The sequence below is a fragment of the Achromobacter maghribensis genome (assembly GCF_057334215.1).
Window position 1 is genome coordinate 83,716 of record NZ_JBHFII010000039.1, and the last position, 13,408, is coordinate 97,123.

A 13,408-nucleotide genomic window follows, 5' to 3' on the forward strand; every position below is an offset into this window, starting at 1 on the left:
ACACGGAAAGGCGTTCCTTTCTGTGTGTGGCAGCCCCTAGCTGACGCGAAGCTTATGGGTTCCGCGCAACCCGCGCAATCCAAAAATTTCGCACCCTCGCCCCGACTGTGGTGGCGTCGGTTCAGTCCAGCGTGATGGCGTTCGCCCGGATCACCGCCCCCCACTGTTCGCGGTCTTCGGCGATGTACCGGTCGACCGCCGCCTGGTCGCGCGGCGCCTGGATCGCCAGCCCCAGCGTCTGGAAGCGCTCTCGGAAATCCGGCTGAACCACTACCCGCGCAATGGCATCCTGCAAGACGCGCGCCTCGGCGGCGGGCGTGGCCATCGGCACGGCGATGCCAAACCAGGTGGCCGCGCGAAAACCCGGGAACCCGCTTTCGGCCACGGTGGGCACGTCCGGCAGCACGGGCAGCCGCTCGGCCGTGGTTACCGCCAGCGCCTTGATCTTGTTTTCCTTCACCAAGGGCAACGACGTGCTGATGACGTCCACCATCAACTGCGTGTCGTTCGCCATCAGGGAACTGAGCGCCGGCGCGCTGCCGTTATACGGGATGTGCGCCATGTCGATGCCGGTCCGGGCCTTGAGCAGTTCAGTCGCCAGCTGCAAGGGGTTGCCGATACCCACCGACGCGTAATTCAACTTGCCCGGGCGCGCCTTCGCGACGGTGACGAACTGCGCCAGCGTCGCCGCGGGCACCTCGTTGTTCGCAACGACCACCAGGGGCAACTCGGCCACCACCGACAGCACGCGGAAATCGCGCGCCGCGTCGTAGGCTATCTTCCGATAAAGCATGGGGTTGAGCACCATGCTGGCGTTGCTGGCCAGGAACACGGTGTACCCGTCGGGCTGCGCGCGGGCGACTTGCGTGGCCGCAATCATCGTGTTGGCGCCCGGCTTGTTTTCAACCACCACGGGTTGCGAAAGCTCGCGCGACAGGCGTTCGGCCAGCACGCGCGACAACTGGTCGGCGGCGCCCCCCGGCGTGTAGGGCACCACCAGCTTGACCGGCCTGTCCGGGAACGCCGCCCAGGCTTGCGGGATGCTGGCGGCACACACCAACATCGCGGCCGCGGCGCGGCCGAACCAACGATTCATCTGTGACATGCTTGTCTCCCGAGTCTTCGCGGACTCTTGTAATGGGTACTGCCTGAAGGAATTGGACGACGGAACCGGCGGCGGCGCGCAATGGCCGCGCGCCCGCTACACCTTGCGCGCCTGGCCCTCCCAGAATTCCGCCCGGAGCCGGCGCTTGGCGATCTTTCCGTTGTCGTCACGCGGCAGGGCTTGCCGCAGTTGAAGTTCGCGCGGAACCTTGTAGCGGGCGATTCGGGCAGACAACCAGCGCATGGAGTCTTCCACGTCCAGCACCACCTCCGGCGCGGGCTGCACGAGCCCCAGCAGGCGTTCTCCGAACTCGGGGTCCGGCACGCCGAAGACCGCGCAATCGGCCACGCCCGGGTACTGCATCAGCTGGTGTTCGATTTCCGCGGGATAGATGTTCACGCCACCCGAAATCACCATGTCCGATTCGCGGTCGCACACGAACAGGTAGCCGTCCTCGTCGACATAGCCCAGATCGCCCAGCCCGATCAGGCCATCGCGCTCGACGGCTTGACGGGCCTCGGGATGGTTGCGATAGGTGAAGTCGGCATACGCGGGCTGGCGCACGTAGATGCGCCCGACCTGGCCCGGCGCGCAGAGGGAACCGTCCTCGGCGTAGATCCGAACCTGCGCCGGACCGATGGGCCGCCCTGCACTGCCCGGCTTCGCCAGCGCCTCGTGCGAATCGATCACCGTCACCATGCCCGCTTCGCTGGACGCATAGGTCTCATGCACCACCGGCCCCAGCCAGTCGATCATGGCGCGTTTGAGTTCCGGGGCGCAGGGCGCGCCGGTCGAGGCCACGAATCGCAGCGACGACAAGTCGAACGAGGCCCGCGTGCGTGCATCCAGCTTCAGCAGGCGCACATACATGATGGGCACCAGATAGATCGTGTCGATACGGTACCGTTCGATCAGGCGCAGCACCTCGACCGGGTCGAAACGCGGCATCAGCACCAGCGTGTCGCATACGCGCAGCGCCACCTGCGCGAAGACGCTGGGCGCACTGTGGTAGATCGGCGCGGGCAACAAGGCGCGGCTGCCTTGACGCAGGCCGTAGGCCTGTTCGACCACGTCCTCCACCGCCGCCAGGTGCTCGGCCAACCGCTCCACCGGGAAGGGCTGGCGGACCACGCCCTTGGGGCGGCCCGTCGTGCCTGAGGTATAGGCCATGTGGCCGCGCGGGGCGACCAGCGGGCCGTCATGACGCCGTTGCATGTTGCGCCAGGCGTCGTAGTCGGTGGCTTCAAGGGCAGCGTCCGCCGCGCCCCCAATTTGCAGCACCGGCAGTCCGGCCGGCAGCGCCGTCCGCACCGCCTGCCACAGGTCTGCTTCGGCGATCAGCAGTTTCGCGCCACTGTCGGTCACCAGGAACGCCACCTCGTCGCCCGTGTAGTGCCAATTGATCGGGCAGTAATAGCAGCCCAGCCGTTTGCAGGCCTGAATGATTTCCAGATAGGGCATGCCGTTGCGCAGCAGCACCGCGATGACGTCGCCTTCGCGCACGCCCATGGCCGCAAGACCCGCCGCGACTTGCTCGCCACGGGCCGTCAACGCGTCGCGGTCCAGGTTGACGTTGCCGGCAATGATCCGTGCGTTCATGCCGGCTTTCCGGCGCGCAGCGCTTTGTCCTGCGCAGTGCGCGCCTCGATCGCCGCGCGGGCGGCGGCCCAATCTTCCTCGGTCCACTCGAAGTAGTGCTTGAAGTAGGCGCCATTGGCCAGATAATCGCCGCCATCCAGCGCAATCGTCTGACCGTTGATCCAGTCATTGCCCGGCCCCAGCAGGAAAGCCGCCAGTTCGCCAATGTCGTGCCCGGTGCCCAGGCGCTGCATGGGGTTCTGCTGGATCAGGGCGTCCTGGCCGTCGCCGTTCGGGCGCAACCGCGCGGTCGCGCCTTCGGTGGGAATCACGCCGGGCGCAATGGCATTCATGCGGATCCCGTGCCGGCCCCATTCGACGGCCAGCGATTTCGTCATCGCGTCGATGCCGGCCTTGGACATGGCCGACGGCACCACGAACGGCGATCCGGTCCACACCCACGTCACCACGATGGACACCACCGCGCCCTGCGCGCCGGTGGCGATCCAGCGCTTGCCCACGGCCTGCGTCATATAGAACGTGCCGCGAAAGACGGTGTCGGCAATGGCATTGAATCCGCGCGCCGAGAGTTTTTCGGTCGGACTGATGAAATTGCCGGCGGCGTTGTTGATCAGGCCGTCCAGGCCTCCATGCCGGGTCCAGATGCCCGCCACCATCGCATCGACCGCATCCGCATCACGGATGTCGACCGCGTGGGCATACGCCTGCCCCCCATGCTCGGCGCGCAGGGCGGCGGCGGCCTCTTCCACCACCGACAAACGGCGTCCGCACAGATGGACGGTGGCGCCCAACGACGCCAGTTGTGCCGCCATGGCGTAGCCCAGGCCGGTGCCCCCGCCCGTGACGAGGATGCGCTGGCCGCGGAACAAGTCGGCCCGGAACATGCTTTGCCGCATGGTTTGTCTCCTGTTGTGATGTGGCATGCCGGTAGCGGACGGATGGGTCCGATACGGTTCAAGGTCAGAATATCAATCGACGGATATCGCGACAATCCTTCGCCGTGAGTAAACTCTGTTTCCTCACAGGCAACAATTGACGACGCCCATGTCCGCCTTGCCCGCGCTAGACCTGAACCTGATCCAGCTGTTCGTCACCATCGTGGAAGCGGGCACGCTTAGCGAAGCGGCCTTGCGCCAGGGCGTGACCCGGTCGCACGTCAGCCGCAACCTGCAGAAACTGGAGCGGGTGTTTGGGGCGCAACTGATCCGACGCACGACCCGCCGCCTGGAACTGACGCATCAAGGCAGCGTGCTGTATGAGCACGGCGCCCGCATGGCCCGCGAAGTGGAATCCGCCCGCCATGCCCTGCAGAAACTGGGCGCCGAACCGACCGGCCACGTGCGCCTATCGCTGCCCACCGGCCTGGGCGAACTGGATGCCCTGCGCCCGCTGCTGGTGCGCTTTGCGCTGGAGCACCCCAGCCTGAGCCTGCGCGTGCTGTTCTCGAACCGGGTCAGCGACCTGATTTCGTCAGAGATCGACGTGGCCTTGCGCGTGGTCTCGTCGCCACCGCAGGACTACGTGGCGCGCGAATTGGGCGAAGTGAAATGGCATTTGTGCGCCGCCCCGGCGTATCTACACCGCGCCGGCACGCCCACGCACCCGCGCGATCTGGGGCGGCTGGACTTTCTTTGCCCGCCCGGGCCCAAGCCTCAGGCAGCGCTGCGCCTGCACCGCAAGGGGCAGGTCTACGAGATCAAGCTGGCGCCCCGGCTGCAATCCGAGTATTTCCCGTTCCTGGCCGATGCCGCCCGCGACGGCGCCGGCGTAGCGCTGCTGCCGGCCTACATCGTGCGGCCCGACCTGGAAAGCGGGCGCCTGCGCGAAGTCCTGCCGGCCTACAAGGCCGAGGGGCCGGGCGACAAGCTGTTCATCCTGACCTCGCCGACCCCCTACCCCTCCACCGCCCAACGCGCGCTGGTGGACTATCTGAAGACCGAACTCGAGCCGCTCCTGCGCGATTTCCTGGCCTGACTCCCCGGCCTGAACCGGCCACACCAGCTGGCGGCCGCCGCGCGCACGACCCGCCATCCAACTGTAGGACTTCCTTGGTAAAACCGCGGGGTCTTGCGGGCTTGGCCCATGTCCGCCAAAGTAGGGGTTTTGCAGTGCCGGATGCCGGTTACCGGAACAGGGGCGGAACTTTGACGTGCGAGCCAAGTCTTATATAAGATATAAGACATACCGCCGCACACGGGGTTGTCTCCCCTACAATGACGAACGCGCCAAAACGCCAAAAAAATGCCGCCTGCGCTCGGGCAGATTGAGCCAGGCAAAACCACGGAGTCCATCATGCCGCACAACACCCTAGATACTCTCAAGAATTTCAAGATCGGCAATAAATCCTGTCAGTACTATTCGCTGCCGGCGCTGGGCAAGTCCCTCGGCATCGATGTGCAGCGGCTGCCGGTTTCGGTCCGCATCGTGCTGGAATCCGTGCTGCGCAACTGTGACGGCAAGAAGGTCACCGAAGAACACGTCAAGCAGCTTGCCAACTGGCAAGCCAACGCCCGCCGCGAAGACGAAATCCCCTTCGTCGTCGCCCGCGTGGTGCTGCAGGACTTCACCGGCGTGCCGCTGCTGGCCGACATCGCCGCAATGCGTTCGGTGGCCGACAAGATGGGCAAGAGCCCCAAGAGCATCGAGCCGCTGGTGCCGGTGGACCTGGTGGTGGACCACTCGGTCATGATCGACTACTTCGGCACCAAGGATGCGCTGGACCTGAACATGAAGCTGGAGTTCAAGCGCAACCAAGAGCGCTACCAGTTCATGAAGTGGGGCATGCAGGCATTCGACACCTTCGGCGTCGTGCCCCCGGGCTTCGGCATCGTCCACCAGGTCAACCTGGAATACCTGGCGCGCGGCGTGCACCAGGACAAGAAGAACAATGTCTACTACCCCGATTCGCTGGTGGGCACCGACAGCCACACCACGATGATCAACGGCATCGGCGTGGTGGGCTGGGGCGTGGGCGGCATCGAAGCCGAAGCCGGCATGCTGGGCCAGCCCGTGTACTTCCTGACCCCCGACGTGGTCGGCGTGGAACTCAAGGGCCAGTTGCGCGGCGGCGTTACCGCCACCGACCTGGTGCTGACCATCACCGAAATGCTGCGCCGTGAAAAAGTGGTGGGCAAGTTCGTTGAATTCTGCGGCGAAGGCACCGCCAGCCTGACCGTGGCCGAACGCGCCACCATCGGCAACATGGCGCCCGAATACGGCGCCACGATGGGCTTCTTCCCGGTCGACGAACGCACCATCGATTACTTCCGCGGCACCGGCCGCACGGAAGACGAGATCGCCGCCTTCGAAGCCTATTTCAAGGCGCAGAAGATGTTCGGCATCCCGGCCGCGCAGGACATCAACTTCACCAAGCTGCTGACGCTGGACCTGTCCACCGTGGCCCCGTCGCTGGCCGGCCCGAAGCGCCCGCAAGACCGCATCGAAATCGGCAACGTCAAGAACACGTTCATTGACCTGTTCTCCAAGCCGGTTGCCGAAAACGGCTTCAACCAGCCGGCCGAAAAGCTGAACCAGACCTTCACCACCAGCACCGGCACCCAGGTCAAGAACGGCGACATCCTGATCGCCGCGATCACGTCCTGCACCAACACATCCAACCCCAATGTGCTGCTGGCCGCCGGCCTGCTTGCCAAGAAGGCCGTGGAAGCCGGGCTGAAAGTGCCCAAGCACATCAAGACCTCGCTGGCTCCCGGATCGCGCGTCGTCACCGACTACCTGACCAAGACCGGCCTGCTGCCCTACCTGGAAAAGCTGGGTTTCGACGTGGCCGCCTACGGCTGCACCACCTGCATCGGCAATGCGGGCGACCTGACCCCGGACCTGAACGAAGCCATCATCGGCAACGACCTGGTCTGCTCGGCCGTGCTGTCCGGCAACCGCAACTTTGAAGCGCGCATCCACCCGAACATCAAGGCCAACTTCCTGGCATCGCCCCCGCTGGTCGTGGCGTATGCGCTGGCCGGCACCGTCACGCGCGACCTGATGACGGAACCGGTGGGCCGCGGCAAGAACGGCGACGTCTGGCTGGGCGACATCTGGCCGACCTCGGCAGAGGTCGAAGCGCTGATGAAGCATGCGCTGGACCCGAAGGTCTTCGAGGCCAACTACGGCCAGGTCAAGAGCAACCCGGGCAAGCTCTGGGAGAACATCAAGGGCGTTGCCGGCGACACCTACAACTGGCCCGATTCGACCTACATCGCCGAACCGCCTTTCTTCGACGGCTTCGGCATGACGCCGGCCGCGATGCCCGCCGTCAAGGGCGCCCGCGCGCTGGGCGTGTTTGGCGACTCGGTGACGACCGACCACATCTCGCCCGCCGGCTCCATCAAGGAAACGTCGCCGGCCGGCAAGTGGCTGAAGGAAAACGGCGTGATGAAGGCCGATTTCAACAGCTACGGCTCGCGCCGCGGCAACCATGAAATCATGATGCGCGGCACCTTCGCCAACGTGCGCATCAAGAACCTGATGATCCCGTCGTTGCCCGATGGCAGCCGCTTCGAAGGTGGCGAAACCCTGTTCCAGCCCACCGGCGAACAGATGTCCATCTATGACGCCGCCATGAAGTACGTGGCCCAGGGCACCCCCACCGTCGTGTTCGGCGGCGAGGAATACGGCACGGGCTCGTCGCGCGACTGGGCGGCCAAGGGCACGCAGCTGCTGGGCGTGAAGGCCGTGATCACGCGCAGCTTTGAACGCATCCACCGCAGCAACCTGGTGGGCATGGGCGTGCTGCCGCTGCAGTTCAAGGGCGCGGACAGCGTGCAGTCGCTGGGCATCACCGGCGAAGAGACCTACGACATCTCGGGCCTGGAAAACGGCATCAAGCCGATGCAGGACGTGACGCTGACGATCACCCGCAAGGATGGTTCGAAGCAGGACGTGACGGTACTGCTGCGTATCGATACGCCGATCGAAGTGGACTACTACCAGCACGGCGGCATTCTGCCCTTCGTGCTGCGCCAGTTGCTGGCGGCCTGAGCCCCTCGCGGCGTTTCAGGTTGAACAAAGCCCCGGAACCTTGCGGTTCTGGGGCTTTTTTTCTTGCCGCTGGACGGCGGAGTCAGTCGTCGAACTGATAGGCGTCCATCGCCAGCGCGCCGTACGAGATCTCGTCGTTCAACCGCTTGGCGGACGCTCCGCCCGCCCCCAATGCCACGTAAAGCGGCATCAGGTGGTCGTCATGCGGATGCGCCTGCATCGCGCCTGGCGCCTGCGCTTGCCAATCCAGCAAAGCCGGCACGTCGTGCTCGGCAAGCCGGCGCGCATACCAATCCTGGAACGCCGGCACGTACGGCACGGCCGGCGCATTCTGCGGCATCCGGACGTGGCGCAGATTGTGCGTCAAGGAGCCCGACCCGATGATCAGGATGCCCTCGTCGCGCAGCGGCGCCAACGCGCGGCCCAGTGCCAGCTGCCCGGCGGCATCACGCCCCATGTCGAGCGACAACTGCACCACCGGCACATCGACCTCGGGGTAAAGATAGCGCAACGGCACCCACGCGCCATGGTCCAGCGGCCGGCGCGGATCGCGGTCGGCGGTGATGCCGGATTCCGCCAGCAACGCCTGCACGCGAGCCGCCAGTTCGGGCGAGCCAGGCGCGGCGTATTGCAGCGTGTAGAGCTCGGGCGGGAAGCCCCCGAAATCATGCCAGGCCACCTGCTGGTCGCGCGTGGATAGTGCCAGGCCTTCACCCATCCAGTGGGGCGACACCACCAGGATGCCGCGCGGCTTCGGGCCTTGCGCAAGACTCCACGCCGCGAGCACGGGGCCGGTCAGACCGGGTTCTACGGCCAGCATCGGCGAGCCGTGGGAAACGAAAAGCGTAGGCCAACGCATGGCGCTGCCTCCAGAAATAATGTCGATGAGAGCATTTTCGAACGTTTCGGATCAGCAATAAACCCCCTTCTCGGGGATGCTCTGTTGCCATATACGCATCAATGGCGCAGCCCTCGCGGACGAGCCGGCCCGACCGCCCGGGCGGAGCTGACCCAGCCAGGCCCGGGTCCGCCCCGAATGCCGACGCGCGCCGCGGGCGTTAAACTACGTCGTTACACACTTACTTGGACGTCCCCCGAAGTTATGGCCCGATCCCGCAGCCAATCCGCTCCCCGCATGACCCGTGACGCGACCCGCCTGGTTGCGCTTGCCCAGGCGCTCAACCGCTCGGGCAGCCGCGTCGAAGACGTGTTCTGGGAGAACCAGCTTGGCGAAGCGATTCCCAAGCTGCTGAAGGCTGGGCAGGACGCCCCGCTGGAAGCGGCCCTGGACCACCTCGCGCAAAGCGACATAGGCGCCTATGAGGTCCTGATCGAACAGGCCGAAACCCTGTCCGAATCGATGAAGATCGAGAAAAATGGCGTCCGGTACGACGTGCTGCTGATCGTGGCGCCCATCGTCGCCTGGACCCGCTACGCGATCCCCACCGGCCCGGTCTCCGCGTCGGCCCAGCAGGCGCTGCTGGCGCAACTGCATGGCCATGTGCTGGCCAGCCAGGCACGCACCGCGCTGATGCCCATGCTGGTCAGCGTGGACCAGATGCCGCGCACCTTCGGTGAAACCTGGCAATGGCTGCATCGCCTGGGCTCGCAAGCGCTGGGCGCGGAAACCACCAAGCCGGTCCTGAACACCGAGGCCGAAACCGCCAACATGCTGGCCGACACGCGCTACATCATCGGCGCCGTGGCCGTGCCCGAGAACGCGCCGATCTTCCGCTGGCAGGAACAAATGAGCGACGCCGAGGCTTCTCGCGACGCGTGCCAGCAACAATGGGCCACGCAGGCGCAGCCCACCCTGGCCGCGCTGCTGCCGGGTTGCGGCTTTGAAGCGCTGCTGCCCGACGCCTATTACGTCAGCAACCGCGAAGCCGACCGGCGGGTGCGCCCCTTGTCCCTGCGCGCAGCCATCAGCTGGCTGGAAGGCGCGGTCAGCCTGGAAGCCTCGCAGTTGCGCGCCGTCGTCGCCGGCTGCGGCGAAAGCCGCATCGACGAATACCGCATCGGCTTCACGGCACGCAGCAGCAACGACGTCTATTACGGTTGCGTGTGGCCCTTGTACGGACGCGAAGAAGAATTGCCGTCCGACGAAGGCCAAGCCGACGTGGTCGACGACATCACGGCGTTGCTGAAGGAATACGGCGTCACCGAAGTGCGCCGCATCCCCGGCGTGCTGCCTGCCGAATACTGCGAAGACTGCGGCGCGCCCTACTTCCCGAATCCGCTGGGCGAACTGGTCCACGCCGAACTGCCCGAAGACGCCGAAGCGGCCCCCGCCAAGTTCCACTAAGCCGCCATGCAAGCAGACATCTTTTGCCGGGTCGTCGACAACTACGGCGACATCGGCGTCTGCTGGCGGCTGGCGCGCCGGCTGGCGCAAGGCCGCGGCTGGGATATCCGCCTGTGGGTGGATGACCTTGCCAGCTTTGCGCGCATCCAGCCCGGCATCGACATCCAGGCGTCGCGGCAGCGGCTGGGCAGCGTGGACATCGTGCATTGGTCCGAAACGCCCGACCCCGCCCTGACCGCGCGCGATGTCGTCATAGAAGCCTTTGCCTGCGATCCCCCGCCTGCGTTCGTGAACAGCATGCGCCACGTGCATCCGGCCTGGATCAACCTGGAATACTTAAGCGCCGAAGCCTGGGTGGAAAACTGCCACGGCCTGCCTTCGCAGCGTCCCGACGGCCTGGTAAAGCACTTTTTCTTTCCCGGCTTCACGGCGGCCACGGGCGGCCTGCTGCGCGAACCCGGCCTGAGCGCCGAACGCGACGCCTTCCAGGCGTCGACAGACCTTCAGAACGGTTTCCTGCAGTCGCTCGGCGTGGATCAAGCCGTGTTGTTGCGCCGCCGCGACGGCGCCCGCACGGTGTCCCTGTTTTGCTATCCCACGGCGCCCACGGATGCGCTTGTCCAGGCGCTGACGGCCGACAGCCGGCCTGGCGTGCTGCTGGTTCCCGAGGGCGTCGCGCCCGGGCTGGAAGCGGCCTGCGTCGGGGCGGATGCGCCCCTCGTGGCGCGCCTGCCTTTCGTGGCGCAGCCGGATTTCGACCGCCTGCTGTGGTGCGCGGACCTGAACTTCGTGCGCGGCGAAGATTCCTTCATCCGCGCGGCCTGGGCGGGGCGTCCGCTGGTATGGCAGATCTACCCGCAAGACGAGAACATCCATCTTGAAAAACTGGAAGCGTGGCTGGCCCGCTATCCGGCCCCGGAATCAGCGCAAGCGCTGATCCGCGCGTGGAACCAGCCGGAAACGGGCGAGGCCGCCGCGGCCGTTGCCCAAGCCCTGGCGCCCGCCGCCTGGCAGGCGTGGTCCGCCGCCGCCCGGCATTGGGATGCCAGTCAGGCGGCCCGGCCGGATCTGGCCGAAAATCTGGCGGACTTTTGCGCAGACTTGGCCAAGAAACGTTAGAATAGAGAGTTTTCTGAGTCGCCCTGGATTTGTCGGGCCTCAACTATGACGCCTCCCGGGGTGTGCATGAAACCGCTGTCAGGGACTTTTGGCCCGGACCTTTAGCTCGTGATTTTTCGCGAAGGCGGCTTCTTGCAAGCACGGCGAGTGCACCCATCACCCCCGGAGTTTTATCGATGAAAACCGCTCAGGAATTGCGAGTCGGCAACGTGGTCATGGTCGGCAAGGATCCCCTCGTGGTCCAGAAAGCCGAATACAACAAGTCTGGCCGTAACGCTGCTGTTGTGAAACTGAAGTTCAAGAACCTGTTGACCGCCTCGGCCAGCGAATCGGTCTACAAGGCCGACGAAAAGTTCGAAGTCGTCCAACTGGATCGCAAGGAGTGCACCTACTCCTACTTTGGCGACCCGATGTACGTCTTCATGGACGAAGAGTACAACCAGTACGAAATCGAAGCCGAAAGCATGGGCGACGCCCTGAACTACCTGGAAGAAGCGATGCCCGTGGAAGTGGTCTTCTACGACGGCCGCGCCATCTCGGTTGAACTGCCCACCACGCTCGTTCGCGAAATCACCTACACCGAACCCGCCGTCCGTGGCGATACGTCGGGCAAGGTCACGAAGCCGGCCAAGATCAACACCGGCTACGAATTGAACGTGCCGCTGTTCTGCGCCATCGGCGACAAGATCGAAATCGACACCCGCACGAACGAATACCGCAGCCGCGTCAACAACTGATCCGGCAAAGGCGCCCACGCCAGGCGCGCTTCGTGCGCGCATTGCCCCCACGGGGGCAATCCATTGTCCTGGGACCGCCCTGCGATAAAAAAAGCCAGACCTTCGGGTCTGGCTTTTTTATGTCCGGCGCCGGTATGGCAACCCTTACTGCAAGCGCTCGTCGTCCAGGAAGTCGGGCACGGCCATGACGTCGATGCCGTCATCGGCCAGCGCCTCGCGCTCTTCGGGCGTAGCCGTGCCGCGAATGGGGCGTTCGTCGGCATCGCCCTCGTGAATGCGGCGCGCTTCTTCCGCGAAACGCGGCCCCACGTTTTCGGTGTTGCGCAGCAAGGCACGCACCTGCTTCATCACGACGGCCTGCAAGGCGGCCATTTTCTCGGCGTCGGACGCGCCGGCCGGCACGGCGGGCGGCTGGGCCGGCGCATGCAGATGGGATACGTTCAGCCGTGGCGCCGACAGGCGCTTGGTGATGCTGGCCGACCCGCAAACCGGGCACGTGACCAGGCCACGCGCCTGCTGCGCGTCATAGTCGTCGTGCGATCCGAACCAGCCTTCAAAAATGTGGCTGTGCTCGCACTGGAGGTCGAAAACTTTGAGAGCCATGGTTGCTATATGGGGTCCAGCAGCCAGAATACAAGAATCCGCCCGCAAGGGGCGCCATCCCGCCGCGTCAAGCCGGGTTTCAGGTAGCGCCCAAGAAAAACGGGCCCGAAGGCCCGTCCTGGCGATGGGCGCTGGCTCACTTGCCGCGCTTGGCCGCCGCGCTGCCGTCGATTTGCGCCTGCTGCGCCTGCAACGAATCGATCTGGCGTTGCAGGTCGCGCAGTTGCTGGCGCACGTCCTTTTGCTGGTCGGCCAATGCCGTGGTTTCCTGGCGCGACTGCTCCTGGCGAGCCGCGACCTGCTCTTCCTGCTGCATGCGCAGCGTGCGGTCGGCCTGCAAGGTGCTGAGCTGGGCGCTGCGGCTGGCAAGCAGCTTCTCGGCGTTCGCATATTCGGCTTGCAGCTTGATGCGCTTGATGTCCACTTCGGCCAGGTCGGCCGATTGCGCGGCGAACGCGCGATACGTGGATTCAGCCTGCTTTTCCGACAAGGTCTTCAGGACGCGCCAGAAATCCTTCTGCTGGAACAGGGCGACGTAATAGGTCAGATCGTCGGGCTTGAACAGCAGGCTGGCGCCATACGTGCCGTTATAGGCCGTGCGCAGTTCCGACACTTGGCGGTTCTGGATCAAGCCCTGCAATTCCGCCACGGTGGACGATGGCCGCGCGGCCGCGGCCGGTGCAGCCGCAGGCGGCGGGGTCACGGGCGTGGAGTCGGCCGGCTTGTCCTCGACCTGCTTAACCGTGGGCCGCGGCGCTTCGGATTGCGCGCTGGCGCAAGCCGCCAGGCCGGACAGTGCCGTGCCTAACAGCGCCATGCGAGTGGCGGCACGGATAAATTGGACGTTCATGCCTTCCCCAAAAAAATCGTTGCGGAACTATAGCAATTTATTTCGCTCGCGGCAGATCCACTTACATTCGTCGCAAGCGAATCTGTGGCCCC

At 65.3% G+C, this 13,408-nt stretch carries 11 protein-coding genes; 5 read left to right on the top strand and 6 right to left on the bottom strand.

Features of this window, described 5'->3' with window-relative positions:
- Nucleotides 1-121 precede the first annotated feature (121 nt).
- The 3 genes from ACE039_RS15990 to ACE039_RS16000 form a co-directional block, all read right to left on the bottom strand.
- Complete coding sequence (locus ACE039_RS15990; RefSeq protein WP_448711348.1) at nt 122-1,105, bottom strand: Bug family tripartite tricarboxylate transporter substrate binding protein; 984 nt, start codon at nt 1,103-1,105, stop codon at nt 122-124.
- 96 nt (nt 1,106-1,201) lie between these two features.
- A complete protein-coding gene (locus ACE039_RS15995; protein WP_485822799.1) occupies nt 1,202-2,704 on the bottom strand; it encodes an AMP-binding protein in 1,503 nt (500 codons plus the stop codon).
- The gene (locus ACE039_RS16000; RefSeq protein WP_485822862.1) at nt 2,701-3,588 is read right to left on the bottom strand and encodes an SDR family oxidoreductase; all 888 of its coding nucleotides are present in this window, start codon (nt 3,586-3,588) and stop codon (nt 2,701-2,703) included. Before ACE039_RS16000 ends, ACE039_RS15995 begins: the two co-directional genes overlap by 4 nt.
- Before the next feature lie 160 nt (nt 3,589-3,748).
- Here ACE039_RS16000 and ACE039_RS16005 point away from each other — a divergent pair, with 160 nt between their 5' ends.
- Both ACE039_RS16005 and acnA read left to right on the top strand, forming a co-directional pair.
- Entirely contained in the window at nt 3,749-4,678 is a 930-nt protein-coding gene (locus ACE039_RS16005; protein WP_448712572.1) for a LysR family transcriptional regulator, read from the top strand.
- Nucleotides 4,679-4,996: 318 nt separating this feature from the next.
- A complete protein-coding gene (acnA, locus tag ACE039_RS16010; protein WP_485822800.1) occupies nt 4,997-7,702 on the top strand; it encodes an aconitate hydratase AcnA in 2,706 nt (901 codons plus the stop codon).
- 82 nt (nt 7,703-7,784) lie between these two features.
- Here acnA and ACE039_RS16015 read toward each other — a convergent pair whose 3' ends face one another.
- A complete protein-coding gene (locus ACE039_RS16015) occupies nt 7,785-8,561 on the bottom strand; it encodes a DODA-type extradiol aromatic ring-opening family dioxygenase (RefSeq protein ID WP_485822801.1) in 777 nt (258 codons plus the stop codon).
- A 243-nt stretch (nt 8,562-8,804) separates the two neighbouring features.
- Between ACE039_RS16015 and ACE039_RS16020 the strand changes: the two genes are divergently transcribed.
- The 3 genes from ACE039_RS16020 to efp all read left to right on the top strand — a co-directional run bounded on the left by ACE039_RS16020 (nt 8,805) and on the right by efp (nt 11,863).
- Entirely contained in the window at nt 8,805-10,007 is a 1,203-nt protein-coding gene (locus tag ACE039_RS16020) for a DUF2863 family protein (RefSeq protein ID WP_105556569.1), read from the top strand.
- Nucleotides 10,008-10,013: 6 nt separating this feature from the next.
- The gene (gene earP, locus ACE039_RS16025; protein WP_485822802.1) at nt 10,014-11,126 is read left to right on the top strand and encodes an elongation factor P maturation arginine rhamnosyltransferase EarP; all 1,113 of its coding nucleotides are present in this window, start codon (nt 10,014-10,016) and stop codon (nt 11,124-11,126) included.
- Between the two features lie 176 nt (nt 11,127-11,302).
- On the top strand, nt 11,303-11,863 hold the full coding sequence (gene efp, locus ACE039_RS16030; protein WP_006225610.1) for an elongation factor P: 561 nt from the start codon (nt 11,303-11,305) through the stop codon (nt 11,861-11,863).
- A 144-nt stretch (nt 11,864-12,007) separates the two neighbouring features.
- Here efp and ACE039_RS16035 read toward each other — a convergent pair whose 3' ends face one another.
- The gene (locus ACE039_RS16035; protein WP_313463485.1) at nt 12,008-12,466 is read right to left on the bottom strand and encodes a DUF1178 family protein; all 459 of its coding nucleotides are present in this window, start codon (nt 12,464-12,466) and stop codon (nt 12,008-12,010) included.
- A gap of 136 nt (nt 12,467-12,602) precedes the next feature.
- Nucleotides 12,603-13,316, bottom strand: coding sequence for a DUF2968 domain-containing protein (locus tag ACE039_RS16040; protein ID WP_313463487.1), 714 nt, complete (start codon nt 13,314-13,316; stop codon nt 12,603-12,605).
- Between the last annotated feature and the right edge of the window lie 92 nt (nt 13,317-13,408).